At 69.2% G+C, this 24,798-nt stretch carries 24 protein-coding genes; 14 read left to right on the forward strand and 10 right to left on the reverse strand.

The window, feature by feature from the left end; all coding sequences use genetic code 11:
• Positions 1–54 precede the first annotated feature (54 nt).
• On the forward strand, positions 55–756 hold the full coding sequence (locus ACTJLD_RS06840) for a sulfate/molybdate ABC transporter ATP-binding protein (RefSeq protein WP_027791060.1): 702 nt from the start codon (positions 55–57) through the stop codon (positions 754–756).
• Positions 757–931: 175 nt separating this feature from the next.
• On the opposite strand, the gene ACTJLD_RS06845 is transcribed toward ACTJLD_RS06840, so the two are convergent.
• From ACTJLD_RS06845 to ACTJLD_RS06855, 3 genes are all read right to left on the reverse strand, one after another.
• Positions 932–1,768 (reverse strand): TOBE domain-containing protein, encoded by an 837-nt coding sequence (locus ACTJLD_RS06845; protein ID WP_440658392.1) that lies wholly within the window; start codon positions 1,766–1,768, stop codon positions 932–934.
• Positions 1,769–1,844: 76 nt separating this feature from the next.
• Positions 1,845–3,452 carry a CHAD domain-containing protein gene (locus ACTJLD_RS06850; protein ID WP_226253002.1) on the reverse strand — a complete coding sequence of 536 codons (1,608 nt, stop codon included), beginning with the start codon at positions 3,450–3,452 and terminating at the stop codon, positions 1,845–1,847.
• 130 nt (positions 3,453–3,582) lie between these two features.
• Entirely contained in the window at positions 3,583–3,966 is a 384-nt protein-coding gene (locus ACTJLD_RS06855; RefSeq protein WP_059649181.1) for a tautomerase family protein, read from the reverse strand.
• A 115-nt stretch (positions 3,967–4,081) separates the two neighbouring features.
• Here ACTJLD_RS06855 and ACTJLD_RS06860 point away from each other — a divergent pair, with 115 nt between their 5' ends.
• The 5 genes from ACTJLD_RS06860 to ACTJLD_RS06880 all read left to right on the forward strand — a co-directional run bounded on the left by ACTJLD_RS06860 (position 4,082) and on the right by ACTJLD_RS06880 (position 8,787).
• Positions 4,082–4,939: a LysR family transcriptional regulator gene (locus ACTJLD_RS06860; RefSeq protein WP_060173127.1), complete on the forward strand. Its 858-nt coding sequence runs from the start codon at positions 4,082–4,084 to the stop codon at positions 4,937–4,939.
• Between the two features lie 41 nt (positions 4,940–4,980).
• Positions 4,981–5,904 carry a DMT family transporter gene (locus ACTJLD_RS06865; RefSeq protein ID WP_440658393.1) on the forward strand — a complete coding sequence of 308 codons (924 nt, stop codon included), beginning with the start codon at positions 4,981–4,983 and terminating at the stop codon, positions 5,902–5,904.
• A 67-nt stretch (positions 5,905–5,971) separates the two neighbouring features.
• Positions 5,972–6,751 carry a sensor histidine kinase gene (locus ACTJLD_RS06870; protein WP_021156300.1) on the forward strand — a complete coding sequence of 260 codons (780 nt, stop codon included), beginning with the start codon at positions 5,972–5,974 and terminating at the stop codon, positions 6,749–6,751.
• Between the two features lie 76 nt (positions 6,752–6,827).
• Entirely contained in the window at positions 6,828–8,171 is a 1,344-nt protein-coding gene (locus ACTJLD_RS06875) for a hemolysin family protein (RefSeq protein WP_060083403.1), read from the forward strand.
• Positions 8,172–8,202: 31 nt separating this feature from the next.
• Positions 8,203–8,787, forward strand: coding sequence for a thiamine phosphate synthase (locus tag ACTJLD_RS06880; protein WP_124672915.1), 585 nt, complete (start codon positions 8,203–8,205; stop codon positions 8,785–8,787).
• A 70-nt stretch (positions 8,788–8,857) separates the two neighbouring features.
• On the opposite strand, the gene ACTJLD_RS06885 is transcribed toward ACTJLD_RS06880, so the two are convergent.
• Positions 8,858–10,510, reverse strand: a complete 1,653-nt coding sequence (locus ACTJLD_RS06885; protein ID WP_175757522.1) for a DUF3459 domain-containing protein — start codon at positions 10,508–10,510, stop codon at positions 8,858–8,860.
• 305 nt (positions 10,511–10,815) lie between these two features.
• Here ACTJLD_RS06885 and ACTJLD_RS06890 point away from each other — a divergent pair, with 305 nt between their 5' ends.
• Positions 10,816–11,523, forward strand: coding sequence for a class I SAM-dependent methyltransferase (locus ACTJLD_RS06890; RefSeq protein ID WP_440658394.1), 708 nt, complete (start codon positions 10,816–10,818; stop codon positions 11,521–11,523).
• Between the two features lie 125 nt (positions 11,524–11,648).
• A complete protein-coding gene (locus ACTJLD_RS06895) occupies positions 11,649–12,317 on the forward strand; it encodes a glutathione S-transferase (RefSeq protein WP_059693916.1) in 669 nt (222 codons plus the stop codon).
• A 24-nt stretch (positions 12,318–12,341) separates the two neighbouring features.
• Here ACTJLD_RS06895 and ACTJLD_RS06900 read toward each other — a convergent pair whose 3' ends face one another.
• On the reverse strand, positions 12,342–12,995 hold the full coding sequence (locus tag ACTJLD_RS06900) for a DUF1345 domain-containing protein (protein WP_027791048.1): 654 nt from the start codon (positions 12,993–12,995) through the stop codon (positions 12,342–12,344).
• A gap of 137 nt (positions 12,996–13,132) precedes the next feature.
• Here ACTJLD_RS06900 and ACTJLD_RS06905 point away from each other — a divergent pair, with 137 nt between their 5' ends.
• On the forward strand, positions 13,133–13,864 hold the full coding sequence (locus ACTJLD_RS06905) for a metallophosphoesterase (protein WP_272546679.1): 732 nt from the start codon (positions 13,133–13,135) through the stop codon (positions 13,862–13,864).
• Positions 13,865–13,880: 16 nt separating this feature from the next.
• Here ACTJLD_RS06905 and ACTJLD_RS06910 read toward each other — a convergent pair whose 3' ends face one another.
• Complete coding sequence (locus tag ACTJLD_RS06910) at positions 13,881–14,576, reverse strand: RES family NAD+ phosphorylase (RefSeq protein WP_048022260.1); 696 nt, start codon at positions 14,574–14,576, stop codon at positions 13,881–13,883.
• Positions 14,577–14,578: 2 nt separating this feature from the next.
• The gene (locus tag ACTJLD_RS06915; protein WP_042972651.1) at positions 14,579–14,998 is read right to left on the reverse strand and encodes an MbcA/ParS/Xre antitoxin family protein; all 420 of its coding nucleotides are present in this window, start codon (positions 14,996–14,998) and stop codon (positions 14,579–14,581) included.
• Between the two features lie 233 nt (positions 14,999–15,231).
• Here ACTJLD_RS06915 and ACTJLD_RS06920 point away from each other — a divergent pair, with 233 nt between their 5' ends.
• Complete coding sequence (locus tag ACTJLD_RS06920) at positions 15,232–16,014, forward strand: ABC transporter substrate-binding protein (protein WP_059693914.1); 783 nt, start codon at positions 15,232–15,234, stop codon at positions 16,012–16,014.
• A 1,136-nt stretch (positions 16,015–17,150) separates the two neighbouring features.
• Positions 17,151–17,537 carry a GtrA family protein gene (locus tag ACTJLD_RS06925; RefSeq protein ID WP_440658395.1) on the forward strand — a complete coding sequence of 129 codons (387 nt, stop codon included), beginning with the start codon at positions 17,151–17,153 and terminating at the stop codon, positions 17,535–17,537.
• A 29-nt stretch (positions 17,538–17,566) separates the two neighbouring features.
• On the opposite strand, the gene ACTJLD_RS06930 is transcribed toward ACTJLD_RS06925, so the two are convergent.
• Together ACTJLD_RS06930 and ACTJLD_RS06935 are read right to left on the reverse strand one after the other, a co-directional pair.
• Entirely contained in the window at positions 17,567–19,039 is a 1,473-nt protein-coding gene (locus tag ACTJLD_RS06930; RefSeq protein ID WP_124544195.1) for a sigma-54 dependent transcriptional regulator, read from the reverse strand.
• 453 nt (positions 19,040–19,492) lie between these two features.
• A complete protein-coding gene (locus ACTJLD_RS06935) occupies positions 19,493–20,410 on the reverse strand; it encodes a metal-dependent hydrolase (protein WP_060173227.1) in 918 nt (305 codons plus the stop codon).
• Between the two features lie 581 nt (positions 20,411–20,991).
• On the opposite strand from ACTJLD_RS06935, the gene ACTJLD_RS06940 reads away from it, so the two are divergent.
• The 3 genes from ACTJLD_RS06940 to ACTJLD_RS06950 all read left to right on the forward strand — a co-directional run bounded on the left by ACTJLD_RS06940 (position 20,992) and on the right by ACTJLD_RS06950 (position 23,804).
• Entirely contained in the window at positions 20,992–21,333 is a 342-nt protein-coding gene (locus ACTJLD_RS06940; protein WP_027791040.1) for an FKBP-type peptidyl-prolyl cis-trans isomerase, read from the forward strand.
• A 35-nt stretch (positions 21,334–21,368) separates the two neighbouring features.
• Positions 21,369–22,142 carry a helix-turn-helix transcriptional regulator gene (locus ACTJLD_RS06945; protein ID WP_226154716.1) on the forward strand — a complete coding sequence of 258 codons (774 nt, stop codon included), beginning with the start codon at positions 21,369–21,371 and terminating at the stop codon, positions 22,140–22,142.
• Positions 22,143–22,355: 213 nt separating this feature from the next.
• Entirely contained in the window at positions 22,356–23,804 is a 1,449-nt protein-coding gene (locus ACTJLD_RS06950; protein ID WP_440658398.1) for an MFS transporter, read from the forward strand.
• A gap of 10 nt (positions 23,805–23,814) precedes the next feature.
• On the opposite strand, the gene ACTJLD_RS06955 is transcribed toward ACTJLD_RS06950, so the two are convergent.
• Positions 23,815–24,750, reverse strand: coding sequence for a hypothetical protein (locus ACTJLD_RS06955; protein WP_440658399.1), 936 nt, complete (start codon positions 24,748–24,750; stop codon positions 23,815–23,817).
• Positions 24,751–24,798 lie beyond the last annotated feature (48 nt).

The following is a 24,798-nucleotide window of genomic DNA, read 5'->3' on the forward strand; positions in this document are numbered from 1 at the left end:
GCGCCTGCCTCGCCCATCGTCTTGCGTGGCCGGCCGGCTTCCGCGGAGGCCCGCATGAGCCTCGTCGTCGACATCCGCAAGACCTACGCGAATGCCGAGCGCCGCTTCACGCTCGACATGTCGTTCACCGCGACGATGCAGCGCGTCGTGCTGTTCGGGCCGTCCGGCGCGGGCAAGAGCATGACGCTGCAGGCGATCGCCGGCCTGTTGTCGCCCGACGAAGGCACGATCGTGCTGAACGGCGAACCGCTGTTCGACGCCGCGCGCCGCATCGACGTGCCGACCCGCGAACGCCGCGTCGCATACCTGTTCCAGGACTACGCGCTGTTTCCGCATCTGAACGTGCGCCAGAACATCGCGTTCGGGCTCACGCCGGGGCTGCGCAACCCGCGCGCAAAAGCAGTGCCGCCGGAAGTCGCGTACTGGCTCCAAGCGTTCGATCTCGAGGCGCTCGCAGGGCAGTATCCGTCTCAGCTGTCCGGCGGACAGAAACAGCGCGTCGCCCTCGCGCGCGCACTGGTCGCGCAGCCGCGAATCCTGCTGCTCGACGAACCGTTCGCCGCACTGGACGGCGCGATGCGCCAGCGCATGCGTCACGAGCTCGCCGAGCTGCAGGCGCGGCTCGACATCCCGATGGTGCTGATCTCGCACGATCCCGACGACGTCGCCGCGTTCGGCGACCAGGTCGTGCAGTTGAGCGAAGGACGCGTGCAGGCGGCGACGCCGCACGCCGAGTGGCCGACGCGCGTCGCTTGAGCACGCGAGGCCGTGGCCATGGTCGTCGTGGCAAGCACGTTGGAGCCTGAGAGAAGCCGCCAGCAGCGGCACAAGCGGAAAGCGGAAACGAAGCCGGCGCCGTACGGATACAGCGGCGACGCCGGCTTCGCTCCGTCCGTCACACGGCAGCCGAAGCGCGCCGGTACGCCGCCGCTCAGCCCGTCACCGCAAGAATCACGCTCGACGCCTTGAACAGCGCGATCGCGCGCCGGCCGGCACCGAGCTGCAGCGCATCGACGCTGTCGTTGGTCACGACGGCCGTCAGCGTCCCGCCGCCGTCGAGCGCCAGTGTCACCTCGCTGTTCACCGCGCCCGCTGCGACGGTTTCCACGTGGCCGCGCAGCTGGTTCCGCGCGGACACCTTCAACGCGTGCTCGCCATCGTCGGCCGCGAGCACGACCCAGGACGCCTTCACGAGCGCGCAGGCATCCGCGCCAACCTGCAGGCCGAGCGCATCGGCGCTCTCGTGCGTCAGCACGGCAACGACCGGCTGTCCGCCGGGCAGCGTGAGCGTGACCTCGTCGTTGACGGTGCCGCGCACGATCGCCGCGACCTTGCCGAACAACTGGTTGCGCGCGCTGGTCTTCATCCCGATCCTGCCGAGCAGCGCCCAGTCGACGTCGAACCCGGCCACGGCCGCGCTCGCGGCCTCGATGAACCGGCGATGCTCGCGCTCGATCGTGCGGAACGCGGCGATCAGCGACGTCGCGCGCGGCGTCAGCGTCGTGCCGCCGCCGCCCTTGCCGCCCGTCGAACGCGCGACGAGCGGTTCGCCCGCGAGATTGTTCATCGTATCGACGGCATCCCACGCAGCCTTGTAGCTGAGGCCGACGGCCTTCGCCGCGCGCGTGATCGACCCGGTGTCGCCGATCGCCGCGAGCAGCGCGATGCGCGTGGCGCCGCCGAGCGTCTGCTCGCCGGCGCGCAGCCACAGCTCGCCGCCCAGTTCGAGCGGTTCGGCGGACGGGGAAGAATGCGGTGCGTCGGTCATCGGGATACGTGCGGGAATTGGACCGGAGCCGGAATCGGGCCGGAATCAGGCGGCCATTATAGTCGGCGCGTGCCGCTCAACCCGGCTTGCCGTCGAGCTTCGGCGGCCGCAGGCTGGCAAGCAGCGTCTCGGCGTCGCGCGCCGCGCGCTGCTCGAGCGCCGCGCCGTAGCCGCGCACGAAACCGAGCTGATACGGCGGCGCCGCCAGTTTCTCGAGATGATGCAGCGCGACTATCGTGTCGTTGGCTTCGCCGAGCACGCTCTGCACGCGCGCGAGCGTCTTGACCGTCTCGGTGCGCGTGCGGCGCGACGCCAGCGACGCGAAGAACTCGAGCGCATAGCGCAGCCGCTTCGCATCGATCCGCACCTGGTGGCGCGCAGCCGTGTCGAGCGACGTGAGCGATGGCGACGCGTACAGATGGCCGAACAGCCGCCGCACGCGCTTCGTCGCGTGGCGCCGCAGCGAGGGTGCGTCGCCGTCTTCGGCGTGCGGCAGCGCAAGCGAGCCCAGCCATTCGAGCCAGCCGAGCGTCAGCCGCGCGTAGCGGGCCGAATGCAGCGCCTGCCGCAGCTCGCCCCGTGCCGCGACACACTGCGCGCGCGCGGCGTCGAGCGTGCCGTTCCATTCGCCGTCGCCGCCGTCGGCTGCGATCAGCGCGGGCAGGCTCTCGGTCGCGAACACGTCCCAGTCGCGCACCGTGCCGAGCAGCGCGGCAAGCCAGTGCATGTCCACGCCGAGCGTGTCCCGCCACTGGCGGTCGGCAAAGCGCGGGAAGAAGCGCATCAGCGTACGCAGGCGGCGCAGCGCGACCCGCATCTGGTGCACGAATTCGGGATCGTCGTACTCGAGCACGCCGCCCTCGTTGCCGAGCCATTGCGCGGTGATGTCGCCGGACAACGCGAACAGCGCAGCGCGCTGCGTGCGCACGCCGGTCAGGTCGACGGGCTGCGCCTTGACGGGCCCGCTGGCGGCCGGCTCGTCCGCACATGCGCGATCGATCACGCTCGTCAGCTGGACGAATGCGGGCCACGCGCCGCTCAGTTCGCGCGCCGCGGCAAACAACGCGTGCAGCGCGGCCGTGCGCGCGGCCCGGGTTTCCCAGTCCGGCGCGGCAAGACGCAGTTCGACATAGCGGCGCGGCGGCTCGCCGCCGCGATGCAACGTGACGTCGTCGAGCGTCATCTCGACCACGACGCCGCTGTCGTCGGCCCACCGCCCGCGCCGCCGCTCGCTGACGAGGCGCAGCGCCGACGATTCCGGCTGCATGCCGGCCTCTGCGCGCCCGGTCGTATCCGGCGCGACGCCGTCGACTTCGCCTGCCGCCTCGGGTACAGGCAACGGCATCGCGACGACGATGCCCGCATGCTCCGCGTCGAATAGTTCGCGCGTCGTGACCCCCGGCGCAAACACCTTCGTGCGCGACGCGACGACCCGCCTTCCATGCGCATTCGACTCGACCCACGTCCACCAGCTTGCGCCGGGGCTCGGCTCGGCCTCCTCGATCTGGCACGGCTCGATCGTCACGCGCTCATGGCCGCGGCGCATCCGGACCTGCGGGCAGATCCGCCACGCGCGCACGAGTTCGGCACCGAAATCACGCTGCGTGCCGCGGGCGCGACCCGCAGCCTTGGCCGGCCACCCTTCCAGCGACAGCGACAACACGATTTCCAGCACACGCGACATGGAGGCTCCTGCACATGAAGAAGCGCCGGCGGGTCTTCCGATCGCGCCGGCGTCGTCCGTGAAGCTGCTTCCATAGTACACGCCGCAAAAACGGGCAGGCAACGATCTGGCCCTGTCGCCCTGTCACAGGTCAAACGGCGTACTGCGCGAGGCCGTTGCCGAACGACCAGTTCTCCTTCAGCACCTCGACGAGACTGATGAAGACGTCCTGCTGCCGCACGCCGGGCTGCTGCGCGAGGTTGTCCGCGATCGCCCGGTACAGCGCGCGCTTCTGCTCGAGCGTGCGCGTGTTGTTCGCGGTGATCTGGATCATCACGAGATCGTCGCTGCGTTCGATGTCGAGGTAGTGGCGGCCGTACACGAAGTTCTCGGCCGCATGCTCGGTGACGACCATGAAGATGTCGTCCTCGGGCACGTTGAACGTGTGCATCAGCGCGCGATGCACGCCGTCGACGAGCGCCGCGCGGTACGCGGCCGGTTTGCCTTCGCGGACTGCGATACGGGTGAATGGCATGATCCTGCTCCTGTCGGTGAAGTTGACGTTGACGAACGGAAACACAGCGTCAGGTTAGGCGTGCCGAACTATAATGAACAGTCATTGATGAATATTTCATCCATTTACATCGAAAATGAAAGTCCTCGACCTCGATGCCGTACGCGCGTTCGTGCTGGTCGCCGATCTCGCCAGCTTCACGCGCGCCGCCGATGCGCTCGGCACCACGCAGTCGGCCGTGAGCCTGAAGCTGAAACGGCTGGAAGCGCACCTCGGCAAGCCGCTGCTCGCGCGCACGCCGCGCGTGGTCAAGCTGGCCGCCGACGGCGAGAATTTCCTGCCGGCCGCCCGTGCGCTGCTCGACGCGCACGACCACGCGCTCGGCGCGATCTCGGCCGGCACGCACCGGCTCGCGCTCGGCGTCAGCGAGCATGTCGCCGTGCCCGACCTGCCGGCCGTGCTCACGAGCCTGCATCGGCAGGACCCGGGGCTGTCGCTCGAAATGCATCTCGGAACGTCGACGAACCTGCTCGCGCAATACGACGAACGCCGGTTCGATGCGGTGATCGTGCGGCACGAGCCGGGCGAGGACCCGCCGCGCGAAGACGGCACGTTGCTGTTTTCCGAGCCGCTGGCCTGGCTCGCCGCGCCGGACTGGGCACCGCGTGCAGGCGAGCCGCTGCCGCTCGCGGTGCTGGCCGGCCCGTGCGGCGTGCGTGCGGCCGCGCTGCGCGCCCTCGATCACGCGGGGCAGCCGTGGCGAGAACGCTTTACGGGAGGGGGTGTCGCGGCGGTCACGGCCGCCGCTGCCGCGGGGCTTGCCGTCTGCCCGCTCGCGCGGCGTGTCGCGCCGCGCACGCTGGTCGACGTCGGTGCGAAATTCGGGCTGCCGCCGCTGCCGCTGTCGCAGGTCGTGCTCTACTCGCGCGTGCGCGACCCACGCGCGGCCGCCGCGCTGCGCAGGTTTGCCGACAGCCTTGCAATCTCGGCGTAAACTGACGGGTTTCGCCGCCAGCAATCTTCAGAAGAATTCCAATGAAGCCCGAAGCCCGCAAGCACCTCCGTGCCAACCTGCTGATGCTCGCCGCCGCCGCGATCTGGGGTTCGGCTTTCGTCGCGCAACGCCTGAGCCTCGACGTGATCGGGCCGTTCCTGTTCACGGGGCTGCGCTTCCTGCTCGGCGCGCTGGTGCTGGTGCCGCTGCTGACGCTGAACACGGCGTCGCGCGCGCAGTTCGCGGCGATCCGCCGTGCGCCGGCGCTGCTGCTGCCGGGCCTCGCGCTCGGCGGGCTGCTGGCGGTATCGATATCGCTGCAGCAGATCGGCCTGCAGTACACGCGCATCGCCAACGCGGGGTTCATCAGCTCGCTGTACGTCGTGATCGTGCCGCTGATGGGCGTGTTCGCCCGTCACCGGATCGGCGCGGGCACGTGGTTCGGCGCGCTGCTCGCGGCGATCGGCCTGTATTTCCTCAGTATCGACGAGCACTTCTCGGTGCTGTACGGCGACTGGTTCCAGCTCGCCGGCGCCGTGATCATCGCCGCGCACGTGATGGCCGTCGGCCATTTCGCCCGGCGCCACGATCCGCTCGTGCTCGCGTTCCTGCAATTCCTCGTGTGCGGCGTGGCGTGTCTCGCGGTCGGTCTCGCCGTCGAGCCGGTCAGCGGCGCCGTGCTGCGCGGCGCACTGCCGACGCTGCTGTACGGCGGCCTGTTGTCGGTGGGCGTCGGCTATACGCTGCAGGTCGTCGCGCAACGCGACGCCGCGCCCGCGCATGCAGCCGTGATCTTCAGCATGGAAGGCGTGTTCGCGGCGCTCGCCGGCTGGGCCGCGCTCGGCGAAACGCTGACGCTGCGCGCGCTCGTCGGCTGCGCGCTGATGCTGGCCGGCCTGCTCGCGTGCCAGTTGCTGCCGACCGGCGACGCCCGGAAAAAGGACGAGGACGCACTGCCGGCGTGACACGCACCGTCCCTATAATGGCGGTTCGCGTGATAACCACGCCAACCGCTTCCGACAGGCCCGCTCCGTGACGTCCACTTCCGTCGATCCCGCCGCCGACCTGCTGCGCGAACGCGCAGCGCACTACGCCACCCAGGCGGCGCTGTTCCTGCGCGACCAGGCGCTCTCCACCGCGTCGCACGACCTGCGCAGCCCGCTGAATGCCATGCATAGCTGGGCATACGTGCTCGAGCGCCAGCTCGCCAACGCCGATCCGAACCTGCAGCGCGCGCTCGCGGGCATCCGCACCGGGATCGACCAGCAGGTCGCGCTGATCGACGACGTGCTCGATGCGCCGCGCGCGGAAACACGCACGCTCGCACTCGCGCCGCAGCCGTTCGCGCTGCGCGCGCTGCTCGACGACACGCTCGCACTCGTCCGTTTCGCGCTCGCCGACGCACGACAGGTCACGCTCGACGCGACGCTGCCGGACGGCGAACCGTCGCTGACCGCCGACCGCGAACGCATCGCACAGGCGCTCTGGACGATGCTGACGGTCGCGGTCGAAGCCAGCGCCGCCGGCGGCCGCGTGACGTTCGCGTGCGCGCGCGACGGCGTGCAGTTCACCGCGCGCGCCACATGCACCGTCAACGCCGACACGCTCGCCGATCCCGCGCAGCCGCACGCGTTCGAATCGTTCGCACGACGCGAGCTGCTGCGCGAGCGCGACGCGAAGCGCGTCGCGTGGGCGCTTGCGCTCTGCCAACGCGTCGCGCTCGCACACGGCGGCACGTTCTCGCACGACGCGTTCGCCGATGGCGCAACCGCCACCGTCACGTTCTCCGTCCCCGGCGAGGCGCCGGTGTAAGCCAGCGACCGCCCGATACATTACGAATTCCTTTCTGGCTCTATACTGACGAGCCTGTCATAACCGGAGTGATTCTTTGTTACAGATCTTCGCGCTCATCGGCGCGTTGTTCCTGGTGGCCCTGAACGGGTTCTTCGTCGCGGCCGAATTCGGCCTGGTCAAACTGCGCGCCACGCGCGTCAAGACACTGGCCCGCAAGCACGGCCTGCGCGGCCGCATCCTCGGCATCGTGCACGGCCGGCTCGACGCGTATCTTTCCGCGTGCCAGCTCGGCATCACGCTCGCGTCGCTCGGCCTCGGCTGGGTCGGCGAACCGGCGTTCGCGCAACTGCTCACCCCGCTGCTCGACCTGATCGGCGTGCAGTCGGAGCGCGTCGTGCACCTGATCTCGCTGGTGTTCGCGTTCTCGCTGATCTCGTTCCTGCACATCGTCGTCGGCGAACTGGCGCCGAAGTCGATGGCGATCCGCCAGTCGGAGAAGGTCGGCCTGTGGGTCGCGCTGCCGCTCTATGCGTTCTACTGGGCGATGTACCCGGCAATCTGGGTGCTCAACAACAGCGCCAACGCGGTGCTGCGGCTCGCCGGGCTGTCGGCCGACCATGGCGGCGACGCGCACTACTCGACCGACGAATTGAAGCTGATCCTGCGCAGCCGGCGCAGCACGGCCGGCAACACCGCGCAGCCGGCGCGCGGCACGTACAGCGACGACGAGTGGAACACGCTCGCGCATTCGCTCGATTTTTCGTCGATGACCGTATCGGACCTGATGCGGCCGGCCCATGAAATGATCGGCCTGCGCCGCGACCTGCCGCTGCCCGACAACATGGAGATCGTCGCGCGGCACCGCTTCAGCCGCTATCCGCTGTTCGAGGATGCGTCGCGTGAACAGGTGAGCGGGCTGATCCACCTGAAGGACCTGCTGCTCGCGCGTCACGCGGGCGCCGCGCTCGAAGACCTGTCCGACTACGTGCGCCCCGTGCAGTACGTGAAGCCCGACACGCCGGCCCTCGACCTGTTCCGCCGTTTCCGCAAGGGCGCACCGCACTTCGCGCTGGTCGGCAACAAGGGCGAGAAGCCGATCGGCTTCCTGACGCTCGACAACCTGCTCGGCGCGCTGGTCGGCCAGATCCACGACGAGTTCCGCCAGGGCGACGCCGACTGGAGCCGCCTCGACGACGGCACGCTGATGGGCAAGGGCAGCCTGCCCGTCGTGTCGCTCGAACAGGCGCTCGGCATCGACATCGACGAAGGCCGCGCGGAATCGGTCGGCGGCCTCGTGATCCAGGCGCTCAGCGACCTGCCGACCGAAGGGCAGCGCGTGTCGTTCGACCGCTTCGACGTCGTCGTGAAGAAGATGAACGGGCCGCGCATCGTGCTCGTGCGCGTCTACCCGAAGATAGCGAAAGAGGCCGACGAATGACGGCCGCGCGTGGCTGCCGCCGGCGCACGCGATGAACGCGACGCTGCCGCGCTGCTGCGTGATCACGCCCGAGCCGGCGTCCGCGTCGGCCGCCGATTGCGCGGCGTTTCTCGACCGGCTGTCGGCCGTGCTCGCGCGCGGCGAGACGCTCGTGCAACTGCGCGTGAAATCGCTCGACGCAGCCGCGTTTGCGCGGCTCGCCGCCGCGGCGCTCGCACGCTGCGACGCGGCCGGCGCACACCTGATGCTGAACGGCCCGATCGATGCGGCCGGCGTGATGCGCCTCGACGGCGCCGGCTGGCATCTCGACGGCCCCGCGTTGCGCGCCGCCACGCAGCGGCCGTTGCCGGCCGGAAGATGGGTGTCCGCGGCCTGCCACACGCGTGACGACCTGCTGCTGGCCGCGCGCGCCGGCGCGGATTTCGTCACGCTGTCGCCCGTGTTGCCGACGCTCAGCCATCCCGGTGCGCCGACGCTCGGCTGGACGCAGTTCGGCGCGCTGGCCGCCGAGGCCGCGATGCCCGTCTTCGCGCTCGGCGGCATGAAACGCTCCCACCTCGACGATGCACGCCGCCACGGCGCGCACGGCATCGCGGGCATTCGCGGGTTCTGGTAGTCCGGGGATTTCCTGCAACGCAACCGGGCGCAGATGCGCCCGGCCGTTCAGACATTACCGCCTCACGTCGTCATGCGTTCAGGTTCGGGCGCCTTCCGCGCCACGCGCCGTCGTCGATGCGACGCGCATCGTGCGTGAGCGCATACCGGTTGACGTCACCCGTCAGCCACGCGACGAGCGAGTACGGCGGCAACTCCCCTTCATCGACCCGGTCGCGCGCACGCGCCGGCGTCTCGAACACGACCCGCCCTCTCGGCGCATCGAACGGCACCGTCTCGGGCGACAGGTTCAACGCGATCGTCAACGTTTCGTCGTCGGCGAGCCGCCATGACGCAAGCAGCGCGTCGGCATCGCCGTCGCCGTCCGACTTCAGCGCACGCGCATCCTGCGGCCGGCAATCGGACAACCTCGGTGCAATCAGCTTCGCGCGCACCGCCAGCGCCGACTGCACGAAATGCGCGCGATCGGCGTCGCGCGCGGTTTCGTCGAAGATCAACGGGATCTGCGGCGTGAGCAGCGACAGCGCAAGCGCGGCCAGACCGGCCTCCTGCCCGTGGTCGCCCTGCCCGCTGTCGCGCCACGCGCCGTCGGACAGCACCAGCGACGTCAACGACAGCCCGCTGTCAGCAGCCATGCCCTCGCCCGACCCGGCCGGCTGGAATGCGGCCCCGGCCGCGGTCAGCGCGCGGGCGAGCGTGTGGATCGACTGATGCGCGGAAATGCCTTCATGAGCCGACGTGTCGCGGCCCGTCAGCCGGTGCAGCGCGCGTTCGCCGCACCCGTTCCACTGCGCATCGAAATGGGTATCGGCAAGATGCGCGGGATGCCGCTCGCTGCCGAGTACGAGATGGATGAGCCGGTCGGCCGGCACCGCCGCGCGCACGCGGTCCGCGATCTCGCGCAGCCATGACACGCCGATCCGGTCGGCTTCGCGCAGGCGCAGACCGTCGCAACGGTACTCGTCGATCCAGTACAGCGCGTTGTCGCAGAAGAAATCGCAGACTTCCGGATGATCGAGCGCGAGCGGCGACGCCTGCAGCGGATCGTCGCGCGTATGGAAGAACGGCGCCGCGTAGTGGCGCAGCGCATCGGTGCCGCTGCCGAAGCGCGCGTAGTCGAGTTCCAGCAGCACCGCGAGACCGTAGCCGTGCGCATCGTCGATCAGCGCCTTCAGCGCGTCGGGGCCGCCTTCGGCCGCGAGCGGCGCGAACGGCAGGCTGTCGTGCGGCGACGCGAGCAGCTCCAGCGCGGTCACACCCAGGCGCGCGAGTTGCGGCAAGCGCCGGCGCACGCCGCCGAAGCCGCCCACCGCGTGCGGGCGAATCGCATAGAGCGAGATGTCTTCCCATGCGCGCCCGCGCCAGAACGTGTTGCGCCACGTGAACGCGCGCGGATCGACGACCTCGCTCGGGCCGTTGAGCCCCTCGGGTTGCGAGCGCGATGCGGGATCGGGAATCGATACCGTATCGTCGAGGCGATAGCGGTAAAGCGCACCCGCGCCGCAATCGGCAAAGACTTCGAACCAGTGCGTGCCGGCGGCCGTCATCGGAACGAGCAACGGGCCGAAACCGGTATCGAGTTCGAGCTGGACCTGCGTGCTGCCCGGTGCCCACACGCGAAAATGCGTGCGCGGCGTCGCGCAGAGCGCGCCACAGGGCTGTGCGCCGAACGGCAGGCAGTGAATGTAGTGCTGCGCATACGGGTCGTGCGGACAATCGGACATCATGCGCTCCTCGTGCGTACCGAGCGGCATGGCCGCGCCAGCGGCGCGGCACATCGGGGCCCGGCATGCGACGGCCAGGCGGGGGGAGAAACGAGTATGCGCCGGATTCGCCATCGCGATGCAACGTCCCCGGACATTATTAAATGCGAATCGACCCCTGGAAAACCCGCGGTCCGGCAAGCGCCGGCGAGGCAGGTAGCCCGCATACCGGAATGCCTGGTCGCCTTGTTGCACCGGCCGTGCACGCTTACGCTCTGCGCGATGCTCGTGGACACACCGTCCGCGCCCGACCCGAGGAACCCGTCATGTCGCTTCCCGCCAGCGCCGCCAAATTCGATCCGGCACGCGCACACGAATACGCCGAGCAATCCCGCATCGCACTCGCCGGCTACGATGCCTGCCACGAACTCACCGCGTGCATGCTCGCGTCGGCAATCGCCGCACCCGATGCACGGATCCTCGTCGCGGGCGCGGGCGGCACGGGGCAGGAAATCTGCGTGGCGGCCGCGCTCGAGCCGGGCTGGCGGTTCACGGCCGTCGACCCGTCCGGGCCGATGCTCGCGCTCGCGCGCTCGAACGTCGAGGCCGCGGGCTGCGGCGCGCGCACGGCGTTCGTCGAGGACGGTGTCGATGCGTTACCCGACACGCCCGCGTTCGACGGCGCGACGCTGATCGGCGTGCTGCATCACGTCCCGAGCGACGAAGCGAAGGCGGCGCTGCTGCAGGCGATCGCGCAACGCCTGAAACCCGGCGCGCCGCTCGTGCTCGCCGGCAATCATCGCCGCTACGCGGACCACCCTCGCCTGCTCGACGCATGGCAGCAACGCTGGCGCATGAAAGGCGCGACGCCCGACGCGGTGCGCGCGCAACTCGCGAAGATCCTGCAGGGCGCCGATCCGCCCGCGTCCGAGGAAGCCGTGTTCGCCCTGCTGCGCGATGCGGGCTTCGATGCACCGCTGCGCTTTTTCTCGAGCCTGTTCTGGGGCGCGTGGATCGCCGTCCGGCGCGCGTGATGGATCGGGGCGGTCGGCCAGACGCGGTCGGCCAGACGCGTCGCGCCACGTCGCGCGACGCGTTTCGCTTGTGCGCCACCCGCGCTGGGTATGATGTCGTTCCCGCCCCCACTTCCGGCGTCGACATGCTCACCGTCCATCACCTGAACAACTCGCGCTCGCAGCGCGTGCTCTGGCTGCTCGAAGAACTGGAGGTGCCGTACGAGATCGTGCGCTACGCGCGCGACCCGAAGACGATGCTCGCACCGCCCGCGTTGCGCGCAATCCATCCGCTCGGCAAGTCGCCGGTCGTCACCGACGAGGGCCGCACGTACGCCGAATCGGGCGCGATCATCGAATACCTGGTCGAACGCTACGGCAACGGGCGCCTGGCGCCGCCGCCCGGCACGCCCGAGCGGCACGACTACACGTACTGGCTGCACTACGCGGAAGGATCTGCGATGCCGCCGCTGCTGCTCAAGCTCGTCGCGCTGCGGATCGCGCACGCGCCGATGCCGTTCTTCGCGCGACCGATCGCGCGCAAGATCGCCGAGACGCTGCAGTCGGGCTTCGTCGATCCGCAGATCGCGCTGCATCTCGGCCATGTCGACGGTGTGCTGCAGCGCACCGGCTGGTTCGTCGGCGACAGCTTCAGCGCGGCCGACATCCAGATGAGCTTTCCGCTCGAGGCCGCGACCGCGCGCGGCGGAGACGGCCGGCATCCCGCGATCGCGCGCTTTCTCGACGCGATCCACGCGCGGCCGGCATACCGGCGCGCGCTGGAGCGCGGCGGCCCGTACGAGCTGCTCAAATGACGCGGCGCACGACCGCGGCCCGCGTCAGCTCAGCAGGCCGGCTGCCACGTTGATCGACAGCCCGAGCACGGCCATGTTGAAGTAGAACGACAGGATCGACTGCGCGAGCACCGAGCGCCGCGCGGAGCGGCTTGCCAGCGACACGTCGGCCGTCTGCGACGCGACCGCGAGCGTGAACGCGAAATACAGGAAATCCCAGTAATCGGGTTCGGGATTGCGGTCGGGGAAGCGCAGCGCGCGGTCGTTGGATGGCGAGCCGTAATAGAGGCGCGCATAGTGCAGCGTGAAGATCGTCGGGATCAGGAACCACGCGCCGAACAGCGTCGCGCCCGTAATCGCGTAGTGGCTGAGCCCCGCGCTGAAGCCCACGCTCTTGGCGGTCGCGAGTTCGATCGCGATCGCAGCCACGCTCGCCACGGTCGCGAAGCACACGACGGTCAGCACGGTCGTCGCGTTTTCGTCTTCGCGGATCGCGACTTCGCGCACCTTGTGATGATGCGCGGTGACCATGCGCACCCACATCAGCACGAGATACAGCCAGACCGCGCAATCCCAGCCGATCAGCGCCCGCGCGGCCGGACGCAGCGGAAACGGCAGCAGCACCGCGCACAGCACGCCGGCGATGAACGCCGCGACCATGCGCGGCCGGTTGCGTAATACCTGGGGATAGAACGTCATCGTGTGATTCCGAAAGCAGATGGAAAGGGTTCGGCCGACGCGCGGGACGCCCCGCCGCGCCGCACCGGCGGGTAGCGCCCCGATTATCGTCATTCCGTCGTGACGTGGCGATGGGCGCGAGCGCCTAAGATAATGGGATGACTGCCACCGCCCCCCTCTGCCACCATCCCGCGAATACGGCCGGCCGTGACTTCGTCGTCGGCGACCTGCACGGCTGCGTGGATGTGCTGCGCGCGCTGTTGCACGACATCCGCTTCGATCCGGCTCGCGACCGCCTGTTCTCGGTCGGCGACCTCGTCGACCGCGGCCCTGCATCCGAAACCACGCTCGACCTGCTCGACCGCCCGTGGTGCCACGTCGTGCGCGGCAATCACGAGGAAGTGTTGAGCCTCGTGGCGCGCGGCAAGCTGTCGCCCGACGCGTGGCGCGGAATCGGCGGCGACTGGGGCGCCGACCTGCCGGCGGAACGGCTGCACGCGCACGCGGCGCGCGTCGACGCGCTGCCGCTGGTGCGCGTGATCGGCGACGGCCCCGGGCGCTTCAACGTGCTGCATGCGGAATTCTTCGGCTCGGACGCCGATCTCGACACGGGCAACTATTCGCACGACGTGCGCGAACGGCTGATCTGGGGCCGCGATCTCGTCCAGGGGCTCGCCGATCCGGCGCGGCAGGCCGGGCTGTCGCTGACCTGCACCGGGCACACGCCGGTGCGCACACCGCAGCGGATCGGCGCGCAGTGGTTCATCGACACCGGTGCGTTCGCACCGGCCGGGCGGCTCACGCTCGTCGAGCCGCGCACCGGGCGCACCTGGTCGATGACGCAGGCCGAGGCGCGCGAACGCCACGCGTGCGACTGGCCGCTGCCCTGATGCCCGCGAGCGCCCACTAGCCGACCTGGTTCAGTTCGAACACCGCATCGACGGCCGAGCCGTTCCAGTTGTATTCGAGGTAGGCCGCGTGATGGCAATCGCGCAGCAGCGCGGTGCGGAACGCCGCCAGGCACTCGCCGCGCGGGTCGCGCACCGACGGATAGACGATCCCCGCACCGCCGGCATTGCGCACCGCGCGGCCGAGCGCCTGCCCGGCGCTGTAATCGAGCGGGTGCAGCAACGCCGGATCGCGTTTCGGCCACATGCGCACGTCAGCCACGTCGCCTTGCGCGATCACCGTATAGAGCCGCATCTGCTGGCGCATCGGCGGCTCCTTCGTCGCCGCCAGGAACAGCGCGCTGTGATAACGCGTTTCGGCGATCGCCGTATCGCGCGAGCGCGCGCAGTAGAACACGCCGTAGCTGCCATCGGAAAAACGGCTGCCCTGCGGATTCAGGTGCGTGAACGCGGCCATGATCGGCCCCCAGCCCTGCCCGTAGCGACGTTCGGCGGGCGGGACGAGGTCGAGCGTGCCGACTTCGTTGCGAATGCGGTCGTTGGTCAGCGATTCGAGCGCGTACAGCGCGTCGAAATCGTCCGCCGACGCAACGCGGTCGAACAGGTTGATTGCCGGAAAACGGGTGGGAATCACGCGATAGGCAGGCGCCCAGTCGACCGCGGTCGTGGGCCATTGTTGTGCTTGGATCGGCATCGTCACGCCCAGCCACCTCGCATCGCGTCGAGATATTGGCGGACGGCGACCAGATCGCCGACGTTGCCGGCGAGCATCCGGTCGAGTGCGCGCTTGCCGCCAAACGGCGCCGCGTCGTTGGGCCGCTTGACCCACGCATCGGCTGCGGCCGGCTGCGGCAGCAGGATCTGCAACGCCTTGTAGATGCCGAGCAGCAGCGATAGCCGCTCGAGCGTATCGCGCGGCAGCCGCGCCGATTCCGGCGTGGCCTTCCACTTGAAGAACGTCGAACGGCCGGGCGACCCGAGCAGCACGATCTGTTCGTCGATCGTCAGCTCCCAGTCGCGCGCGATGTTGAAAAACGCACGCAGGCCGGCCGCCGACATCTGCGCGACCGAGGCCTGCGGCGGGGAGGAATGCGATTCGTAGGCGGGTTGTGACATGATCGTTAGTCTCGAAACGAATTTACTAACAAGATTAGTCCATTTTCGTATTTTTGCAAGGGTCGGCACCCGGCGACCGATTCACGCATCCGGCAAAACGATATTTTTTGTCCATTCTGGACTCTGATTTTATTTTCTGCGTTAATGGCCGTGCGGACACCGCGCGCAGATGCGGCTCGGGTCCGTGAAACCGTGTCGCACAGAACCGGAAGCACCCCGCCAAGGAACGCACCATGAAGAGACTGATTGCCGCTGTTTCGATCGCCCTGCTCGCGGTATCCGCAGGCCCCGCCGTCGCGAAGGACTGGACCACCATCCGCTTCGGCACCGACGCCAGCTACGCGCCGTTCGAGTCGAAGGCGCCCGACGGCAAGCTCGTCGGCTTCGACATCGACCTCGGCAACGAGATCTGCGCGCGCCTGAAGGCGAAGTGCGTGTGGCTCGAGAACGATTTCGACGGGATGATTCCGGCGCTGAAGGCGAAGAAGTTCGACGCGGTGCTGTCGTCGATGTCGATCACGCCGCAGCGTGCGCAGCAGATCGGCTTCACGACGAAGATCTACAACCAGCCGACGCGGCTCGTCGTGAAGAAGGGCTCGCCGCTGCAGCCGACGGCCGAATCGCTGAAGGGCAAATCGATCGGCGTCGAGCAGGGCACGACGCAGGAAACGTACGCAAAGGCGTACTGGGGCAAGCAAGGCGCGAACGTCGTGTCGTACCAGAACCAGGACGGCGTGTACGCGGACCTGACCTCGGGCCGCCTCGACGCGGCGCTGCAGGATGAAGTACAGGCCGCGATCGGCTTCCTGAAATCGTCGCGCGGCGCGAACTACACGTTCGTCGGCCCGGAGCTCGTCGACGAGAAGGTGCTCGGCATCGGCGCCGGCATCGGGCTGCGCAAGGAAGACACCGACCTGAAGGCGAAGATCGACGGCGCAATCCTCGACATGGTCAAGGACGGCACCTACAAGCGGCTCGCGTCGAAGTACTTCGACTTCGACATCTACGGCGGCTGAAACGGCGTCGCGCGCGTACGGGCGCCACTCCCGTCGCGCGCGTCCGACCGCCCCTCCCCTCACCACCGGACGGCAACGGCGTGACGCCGTTTGCCGTCGCATCGAATGCATCATCCGTCGCGCGCGCGGCAAGACCCTCGCGCCTCATTCGGATTGCAGATCAATCGTTCGCGGCGACGATGCCCGGCGCGAACGGATATCGTGCGGCTTCGGTCAATAGGCGAAGACCGGGCGTCGAGGTACCGGCGCCCGAGCGCACATGCCCTTGCGAATCGGGTTCGCGTGCAGGAAAGTACCGACCCGGCGCGGATGACCGGCAATCAGCCGGATCCGCCTCGCACCGGGCGCGGAGAGATGGCCTGTCGATGCATGCCGGCCGGCCGAGAGAACGACATGCGACCGGCGATGCTCCGCATCACTGCGATCGCGGCCTGCCGGCCGCGGCGTGTGGCGATCGATCATTTTTCTACCCCGTATCAGTCTGATGGTTGTTCCGGCAACCGGACGAGGCCGGTGCCCCGACGATCAGGCGACGACGCTCCGTGCTCGCCGGAACGCGGCTGTTGCGCCGCGCTCCGCCGCCGCATCCCCGCGGACCGTGTCCTGGCCGGTACTGACAGGGTTCGCTGCCGAACCGGACGGACCGTGCATCGTCGACCTTCGCACGCCCACTTTCGCAAGGAGCGGGCCAGCTTCGCGCGAGCCTGTCCGGACAAGGGGCCAGCCGGGCAGCGTGGCGGCCGGAACGGGTGCCGAATGCGGGAAGTTACGAAACTGAAACACGCGGCGCGCGGCACGCGCGGACCACGTGGCGGCCCTGGCTTGCCGGATAAGGCTGAACAATGAAGCACGGCATTTTTACCGATGGACGGCCGGCCGTTCACGCCGATTCACCACGCAAATTCGCATGGCCGCCGACGCGAAATGTTTCATGCGCTTTACATGCCGCAGGCAGCACGCGGGCCGCGGGTTGCCCGCGCGATCCATCCGCCGGGCCGGGCCGGGCCGGCCGGGCGCACGGCTATACTGCGAAACCGGCGTGCGTCGTGTTCGCATCGGCGCCTCCGGCCGGCGGATGCCGTACCGCACGACGCCGCCACACACGCCGCCCCACCGCCCGAACGATCGCCCCGCCGATGATCCGTACCCTCTATATCGCCGAACGCGCCAGACTGATTCGCTTCGGTGTGTCGGGCCTCGGTTCGACCGCGCTGCATGCGTTGATCGCGGCCGCGATGTTCGCGCTGTTCGACGCGACGCCCGTGACCGCGAACGCGGTCGCGTTCGCCTGCTCGACCGCGTTCTCGTATCTCGCCAACACGCTGTGGAGTTTTTCGTCGCCCGTGACGTGGGGCAACTTCATGCGCTTTCTCGCCGTCGCGATGGTCGGCCTCGCCGTGACGATGCTGCTTGCGCACGGCGCCGTGACGCTCGGGCTGGCACGCGCATGGAGCGTCGCCGCGGTCGTGCTGTGCGTGCCGCCCGTCACGTTCGTGCTGCACCGGCTCTGGACCTATCGCTGAACCGGCTCACGCGTTACGCGTGCGCCGGTTCAGCCGACCCGCTGATGCCCCGCGTCGCCCGACGGCGCGCCGTCGTGCCCGCCGTTGTCGCCGTTGTTGTCGTGGTCGTTCAGCCCGTGCTCGATCATCATCCGGTAGAGCGTCACCCGCGAAATGCCGAGTTCGGCAGCGGCCTTGTTGATGCGGTGATCGTTGCGCAGCAGCGCATTCTCGATCGCGGTGCGCTCGGCGAGCGCCCGCGCCTGTTCGAGCGTCACGGGTTCGGTTTCGCCCGGCGTATCGAGCCCGAGATCGTGCGGCGTCAGCAGCCGGCTCTCGGCCATCACGATCGCGCGCCGCACGCGGTTGATCAGCTCGCGCACGTTGCCGGGCCACTCGTAGCGCCGCATCGCATCGAGCGCGGCCGACGTGAAGCCGCTGATCTTGCGGCCGCTATCGGCCTTGTACTTCTGCAGCACGTAGTGCGCGAGGATGTCGATGTCCTTGCCGCGCGCGCGCAGCGGCGGCTCGTGGATGCGCAGCACGCACAGGCGGTGATACAGGTCGGCGCGAAAGCGCCCGGCCTCGACCGCGCCGTCGAGATCCACGTGGGTGGCCGAGATGATCCGTACGTCGACCGGAATCGATTCCTGCCCGCCGAGCCGCTCGATCTTCCCTTCCTGCAGGAAGCGCAGCAGGCTCGCCTGGCTTTCGACCGGCATGTCGCCGATTTCGTCGAGAAACAGCGTGCCGCCGTTCGCCGATTCGATCCGGCCCGCGCGACGCTGGTTCGCGCCGGTGAACGCGCCGCGCTCGTAGCCGAACAGTTCCGACTGCAGCAGGTGATGCGGAATCGCGCCGCAATTGATCGCGATGAACGGCCCCTTGCCGCGGCCGGAACGCTCGTGAATCGCGAGCGCCGTCAGCTCCTTGCCGGTGCCCGACTCGCCCGAGATGAACACGCTCGCGTCCGTCTTCGCGACCTTGCGGATCGTGCTGAACAGCTGCTGCATCGCCTCGCAGTTGCCGATCATCCCGTGTTCGCCGATCGACGCCGCGTAGGCCGCGCCATCGACGCGATCGAGCGCGGCCATCCCGCGCGCGTGGCCGAGCACGTGCGAAATCCACTCGTACGGTAACGGAAGGGTCACGTAGTCGAAGCAGTAGCTGCGGATCAGCTCGCGCACGGCCGGGCCGATCGTGACACCGGCCTGGGCGATGGAAATCCAGCCGATCGACGGCTGGCTCAGGCACGCCTTCAGCGCGGGATACTCGCGCGACGTGAACCCGGAGAAATCGACCAGCCCGGCAGCGACGCTCACGCCGGACGTCATGTTCTGCGCGGCGCCGGCTGTCTTCGCGACGGAGACTTCCCAGCCCAGCCCGCGCAGTTGCGCAAGCAACGGCTCGTCGGGCGAACGCATGATCACGAACAGCTTGCGTCCATCCTCGGGCGCGGTGACGGACACATGCGTCATCTCGGGCACCGTGTGCCCGTTTGCGTCAGGTGACCTAGCAACCATCGTTGTTCCCCGCTTGGCATTGGTATCGCGCGCCCGGCTCGCCGCCGCGTGCGACGAACCTCGATCGAACCGACATATTGGCCGCATTTCCGTCCGAATAAAATCCCCCCGTGCATGAATCGCGCGTGAGGTGGACAGCGTCATCAACGGTATATCGATGTGGCCGGCGCGCGACTAGATGGGTGTTATCCCGGTGGCGTGCGCGGCGCGGGCGGTCCACGGGTGGCCGCGCGACGCGCAAAGCCGCGCCGGTGCTGGCGCACGGAGTTCGCGGGCGATGCGGCACCGACAGGATCGGCCCGGCCGCGCATGCGTGCGCGGCCGGTCGACCGGCCGCCGGGATGCCCGCCCGGCCGGTTCGAATTGATTTCGGTCAATCGTCAGAGGAAGCCGGCTGATGCAGGAACGCAACATGCTCGGCCCGATGCCGCGCACGTCGGCGCAGCGGAGGGGTCAACGGCCCGATGCGAGCGGCGCAGGCGCGTTCGCACGGCCACGGCCGGCCGGGGTGCCGCCGTGTTCGCCGTAGGCGGCGGCAAGCGCGTCGACGCGCGCGAGATGGTGATGATTGTCGTGATCCCACGGATGGAAGCCCGGCCGGAAGAAACTCAGCCATTCGCCCGCGATGCGCGGGAACAGCCCGCGGCGCGGCCCGTACAGGAACGCGATCATCCGCAGCATGCCGCGCACGTGATGGCCGGCGCCGCGATCGCGCCACAGCAGCGTCGCGTGCATCAGGAACACGGTCGGCCAGAACGTCAGCGTCGTCAGCAGATACACGCCGATGCGGATCAGGTAACGACGCAGCCCCGGCGCCATCACGGTGTTCCACACGTCGAACGACACGGCCTTGTGCTCGGTTTCCTCGAGCGCGTGCCAGATCCACATCTGACGGTAGCCCTCGACCGAGCCTTCCAGGCGCGTCGGGTCGCGCAGCAGCCAGTCGGCAAGCATTGCCGTGTAGTGCTCCGCCGCGACCGTGTGCGCGAGCTGCACCGAATGCGGCAGCTTGCGCTTCATGTAGCCGAGCACCGCCCACACGCGCTTGTCGAGCTTGCGCGCGGGCAGGTGGTTCGCCTGCATCAGCTCGTTGTACTCGACGTGCTCGCGCGTGTGCATCGCCTCCTGGCCGATGAAGCCGAGCACCTGCTGCTTCAGTACGGGATCGTCGATCCGGTCGCGATAGTTGCGCACCGAATCCATGAAGAAGCGCTCGCCGGCCGGGAACAGCAGCGACAGCGCGTTGAAGAAATGGGTCACGTGCGACCCGAGGCCATGCCAGTCCTTCGCGCGTTCGACCGGCAGGTCGAAGCGCAGGTCGCGGCGCACCGGCATGATCCCGGCTGCGGTGGCGGAAGCGGCTGACTTCATGTTCATCGTTCTCCTGGTTCCGGAGCGGCCCGGCGCGTCGTCCGACGCGGCCGGCGCGGGCCCGGGCGGCGCATCGCGCACCGCCAAAATCTTGACATCGACAGCTGTAAAGATAGGCCGCCCGCGGCGGCGCGCGCAAGCCGCGCGGTAGATGCGCGCTTCCAAACAGGGCACGGTCGAAAAGGCGGAAAAAACGGCGTTCGAACGGCGTCCGGACACGGCGGGATTCGAACGCACGTGACCGCACGCGAGCCATTCGCGGCAGTCGGCACCGCATCGCAGCGGTGGCCCGGAAGCCCCGCGTGGCGGGCATTTCACGGAATCCGGCAACCCGGCGCGGCATGCGGCCGAGCACCCCGGTAGCACCGATTCATACGCGCGTCGCACTCGCGCGGTGCAACCTCGGTCGCGGGGCGGGCCGGAAATTCAAACGCGCGTTCCATTTGCGTTCCGCGCGATCGCGGCCGCGACGGCCCGCCGCCGTCCGCGATACGCGTGCGACCGGCCGAAAGCCACGAGCGGCGGCCCGCAGCGCGCTCGCCTACAATAGCGGTTTTACCCATCCTTTTTCAGGAGAAGTCATGTCTGTCATCACGACCGAATCGGGCCTCAAATACGAAGACCTGACCGAAGGCACCGGCGATGTAGCGCAAGCCGGCCAGACCGTCAGCGTCCACTACACGGGCTGGCTGACCGACGGTCAGAAATTCGATTCGAGCAAGGATCGCAACGACCCGTTCGCGTTCGTGCTCGGCGGCGGCATGGTCATCAAGGGCTGGGACGAAGGCGTGCAGGGCATGAAGGTCGGCGGCGTGCGTCGCCTGACGATCCCGCCGCAACTCGGTTACGGCCCGCGCGGCGCAGGCGGCGTGATTCCGCCGAATGCGACGCTCGTGTTCGAAGTCGAACTGCTCGCCATCTGACACGGCACACGCCCCCCCGGCTGACGCCCCGCCCCATGGCACACCTTCCGTCCCCCACCGTCGAGCTGCAACGCTACGACGCGCTCGAAGCGTCGGACGTGCACGACTTTCACCAGATCGTGCTCGGCATCGACGGCGCGATGGTGATGGCGGTGAACGGCGTCAGCCAGCGCCTCGACCGGCACCGCGCCTGGCTGGTTCCAGCCGGCGCGCGCCACGATTACGCGGGCCTCGGCGAGAATCGCCAGCTCGTGCTCAATCTTCCCCTCGCGTCACTCGCGGTGCCGCAGCGGCTGTTCGACAGCGCGCGCGCCGTGGCAATCGATCCGGCCCTGACGTCGCTGGTCGCGCAGATCGCGGCGGCGGCCTCGCAATTCGAAGCGCCTGCCACCGACGCGCCGCACGCGGCCGCACACCGTTTCCAGTGGCAGGCCGCCGCCCGGCTGTGCGGCGCACTGCTCGACGAACGCGACATCGCCGCGCCCGCATCGGGTCTCGATTTCGCGCGCATCGACCGCTGGCTGCGCGCGCGGCTCGCCGAGCCGCTGCGCATCGCCGATCTCGCCGCGCACTGCGGCTACGGGATGCGCCGCTTTCATCAACTGTTCGTCGATGCGTTCGGCGAAACGCCGCATCGCTACCTGCAGCGGCTCAGGCTCGACGCGGCCGTGATCCTGCTCGCGGATGGCCGGTATCCGCTCGTCGATATCGCCGGGATGGTCGGCTTCGCGGATCAAAGCACGTTTACGCATGCGTTCACGAAGCGCTTCGGCGTTGCGCCGGGTCGCTGGCGCGGCGAGCGCCATTGAGCGCAACCAAGGTTCCGCGCTGAGCGCGCGTCGACACGGGTCGTAGCGGCACGGTCGGGCACACGGCGCTCGCGTCGGCCCGCGCGCAGCATTCTTCGCTCCTGCTTCGTCCCCGCTTCGTCCCGCTCGCCGCCCGGCTCCTTCGTCCCCGGCGCTTCGACGCTTCACGTCCCGCTGAAACATCGCCGGCCGGCCGCGCCCTACGATTGGCGCATGGACACGACCATCCCCTCCTCCGCCTTCCCGCCCGCGCTCGCCCGCGTCGTCGCGACCGTCAGCACCGGTTTCGTCGTCACGCAGCTCGACGTGACGATCGTCAACATCGCGCTCGCGCATCTCGCCGGCGACCTGCGCTTGCCCGTCGCCGGCCTGCAGTGGGTCGTCGATGCGTACACGCTCGCGTTCGCGGTACTGATGCTGTCGGGCGGCGCGCTCGGCGACCGCTTCGGCCCGCGCCGCCTGTACATCGCCGGCCTCGTGCTGTTCGCGCTTGCGTCGCTCGCGTGCGGCGCCGCGAGCGCGCCCGCGATGCTGATCGCGGCGCGCGCACTGCAAGGCGTCGGCGCCGCGGCGATGCTGCCCAATTCGCTTGCGCTGCTCAACGACGCGTGCCGGCACGACCCGCACCTGCGCGCGCGGGCCGTCGGCTGGTGGACGGCAGCCGGGTCGATTTCGATCGCGGCCGGCCCGGTCGTCGGTGGCCTGCTGATCGCGGCGTGGGGCTGGCGCGGCATCTTCCTCGTGAACCTGCCGCTGTGTGCGGCCGGGCTGGCGGCCGCCTTTGCATGGATACCTGCGTGCCGTGCGGCGGCAACGCCGGCCGCGCCATCCCGCTCCGTCCGCGCACTCGACCTGCGCGGCCAGTTCATCGCGATCGCGATGCTGACCGCGTTGACCGGCGCCGTGATCGAATGGCGTCCGCTCGGCTTCACGCATCCGGTCGTCGCCGGCGGTTTCGCGCTGGCGGCGCTCGCCGCGCTCGCATTCGTCGCAGTGGAAACGCGGACGGCCACGCCGATGCTGCCGCTGTCGTTGTTCCGCCATCGCACGTTCAGCGCGGCCGTGCTGTTCGGGATCTGCGTGAACCTCACGTACTACGGCACCGTGTTCGTGCTCGCGCTGTACCTGCAGCGCGCACGCGGCGAATCGGCGTTGCAGGCCGGCCTCGCGTTCCTGCCGCTGACGGGCGGCTTCCTGCTGTCGAACCTCGCGAGCGGCCGCGTCGTGGCGCGTCACGGCCCGCGCGCGCCGATGCTGGCGGGCGCGCTTGTCGCCGCGCTCGGCTACGGATCGCTGCACTTCATCGACGCGTCGACGCCGCTGGCCGTCCTGCTCGTGCCGTTCCTGCTGATTCCGTCGGGCATGGGTTTCGCGGTGCCGGCGATGACGACCGCCGTGCTCGCGTCGGTCGCGCCCGAACGGGCCGGCATCGCGTCGGCCGTGCTGAATACCGCGCGGCAGGCCGGCGGCGCGATGGGCGTGGCCGCGTTCGGCGCACTCGCCGGCGGCGGCGGCGCGGCGCAGGTCGTGGACGGGTTGCGGATCGAAACGGCCGTGTCGGTCGCGCTGCTGGTCGCCGCCGCGCTGCTCGCGACGCTGGTGCGGCCCGATGCGCATCGCGGCGCATCGTCCGTGCGTCAGGCCGTGCCGGCGGCCGATTGAACGGATGCGGTCATGCGTCGCCGGGGTCCCGCTGGATCAGGTGACACCACGGAAACACGTTGTCCTTGAAGTGACTCACGTAACCGCCGCTGCCGGCCTGGATCACCATGAACGACAGCCGCGGATGCAGCGCCTGCAGCGCTTCGAGCGCTTCCCGGTCGAGACAGGTGTTTCTCAGCGTCAGCGTGCGGAGCCGCTGGCCGGCGCGACTCTTCAGCAGGCGCTCGTAGGCGTCGAACGACGTCACGCTGCCGGCGGCGCGCTCGCGTTTCCACGTCGAATGCAAGGCGGTCGACTCGGAGAAATCGAGCCAGCCGAGCGACGGCAGGTTGTCGCAGTCCGCCAGATGGTCGATGAACTGCTGCGTGTCGTCTCCGCCGCCGATGCGCAGCCGCTCGAGATGCGCAAGCGGCACATCGAAGAAGCGCGCATCGGGCGCGTTCGGCACCGTCAGCTCGGCGAGAAACGGCGCCTTCGCGGCAAAGCGGGCAATCTCGCCGCCCTCCTGCATGATCAGGTCGCGACGCACGATCATCGACTGGTTGTGATCGGCCGGCTCGGTCGGCCGCACGTACAGCGAGCGCAGCATCGGGAAGCGCGCGTCCGAATCGAGCAGCGGCCCGAAATCCCATTCGCGCGTGCCGTTCGCCCCTTCGTCGATGCCGCTGAACGCGAGGTCGGTCACGAGATCCGCGACGTCCCGCAACGCCAGACACTGCAGCGTCCAGTCGAACGGTTCCTCCCAGGCGCCACCGAAGTACCGGACGTGCAGCCCCGCCCGCATCGGCGCGACGGTGACATGGTTGAAATCGGTCTGCCACAGCGGCTCCGCGGGATCGGCATGGTCGCGCCCGTACTCGGCGCCCTCGCGCTCGCAGAAGTCGTGAATGCGCCGCTGCAGGTCGAGCAACAGCCGATAAGCGGCGGAATCCAGCGGATGGGACATGGCGATGCAGTTCCGGTCGGCAACGATCGCGACAGTCTATCCGACCGT

Source organism: Burkholderia sp. 22088 (assembly GCF_052045915.1).
Classification (GTDB): Bacteria; Pseudomonadota; Gammaproteobacteria; order Burkholderiales; family Burkholderiaceae; genus Burkholderia; species Burkholderia cepacia.

Coding starts and splice junctions, on each gene's coding strand:
- ACTJLD_RS06840 (WP_027791060.1), top strand. CDS start 55: ATGAGCCTCGTCGTCGACATCCGCAAGACCTACGCGAATGCCGAGCGC.
- ACTJLD_RS06845 (WP_440658392.1), bottom strand. CDS start 1,768: ATGACCGACGCACCGCATTCTTCCCCGTCCGCCGAACCGCTCGAACTG.
- ACTJLD_RS06850 (WP_226253002.1), bottom strand. CDS start 3,452: ATGTCGCGTGTGCTGGAAATCGTGTTGTCGCTGTCGCTGGAAGGGTGG.
- ACTJLD_RS06855 (WP_059649181.1), bottom strand. CDS start 3,966: ATGCCATTCACCCGTATCGCAGTCCGCGAAGGCAAACCGGCCGCGTAC.
- ACTJLD_RS06860 (WP_060173127.1), top strand. CDS start 4,082: ATGAAAGTCCTCGACCTCGATGCCGTACGCGCGTTCGTGCTGGTCGCC.
- ACTJLD_RS06865 (WP_440658393.1), top strand. CDS start 4,981: ATGAAGCCCGAAGCCCGCAAGCACCTCCGTGCCAACCTGCTGATGCTC.
- ACTJLD_RS06880 (WP_124672915.1), top strand. CDS start 8,203: ATGAACGCGACGCTGCCGCGCTGCTGCGTGATCACGCCCGAGCCGGCG.
- ACTJLD_RS06885 (WP_175757522.1), bottom strand. CDS start 10,510: ATGTCCGATTGTCCGCACGACCCGTATGCGCAGCACTACATTCACTGC.
- ACTJLD_RS06890 (WP_440658394.1), top strand. CDS start 10,816: ATGTCGCTTCCCGCCAGCGCCGCCAAATTCGATCCGGCACGCGCACAC.
- ACTJLD_RS06895 (WP_059693916.1), top strand. CDS start 11,649: ATGCTCACCGTCCATCACCTGAACAACTCGCGCTCGCAGCGCGTGCTC.
- ACTJLD_RS06900 (WP_027791048.1), bottom strand. CDS start 12,995: ATGACGTTCTATCCCCAGGTATTACGCAACCGGCCGCGCATGGTCGCG.
- ACTJLD_RS06905 (WP_272546679.1), top strand. CDS start 13,133: ATGACTGCCACCGCCCCCCTCTGCCACCATCCCGCGAATACGGCCGGC.
- ACTJLD_RS06910 (WP_048022260.1), bottom strand. CDS start 14,576: ATGCCGATCCAAGCACAACAATGGCCCACGACCGCGGTCGACTGGGCG.
- ACTJLD_RS06915 (WP_042972651.1), bottom strand. CDS start 14,998: ATGTCACAACCCGCCTACGAATCGCATTCCTCCCCGCCGCAGGCCTCG.
- ACTJLD_RS06920 (WP_059693914.1), top strand. CDS start 15,232: ATGAAGAGACTGATTGCCGCTGTTTCGATCGCCCTGCTCGCGGTATCC.
- ACTJLD_RS06925 (WP_440658395.1), top strand. CDS start 17,151: ATGATCCGTACCCTCTATATCGCCGAACGCGCCAGACTGATTCGCTTC.
- ACTJLD_RS06930 (WP_124544195.1), bottom strand. CDS start 19,039: ATGGTTGCTAGGTCACCTGACGCAAACGGGCACACGGTGCCCGAGATG.
- ACTJLD_RS06935 (WP_060173227.1), bottom strand. CDS start 20,410: ATGAAGTCAGCCGCTTCCGCCACCGCAGCCGGGATCATGCCGGTGCGC.
- ACTJLD_RS06940 (WP_027791040.1), top strand. CDS start 20,992: ATGTCTGTCATCACGACCGAATCGGGCCTCAAATACGAAGACCTGACC.
- ACTJLD_RS06945 (WP_226154716.1), top strand. CDS start 21,369: ATGGCACACCTTCCGTCCCCCACCGTCGAGCTGCAACGCTACGACGCG.
- ACTJLD_RS06950 (WP_440658398.1), top strand. CDS start 22,356: ATGGACACGACCATCCCCTCCTCCGCCTTCCCGCCCGCGCTCGCCCGC.
- ACTJLD_RS06955 (WP_440658399.1), bottom strand. CDS start 24,750: ATGTCCCATCCGCTGGATTCCGCCGCTTATCGGCTGTTGCTCGACCTG.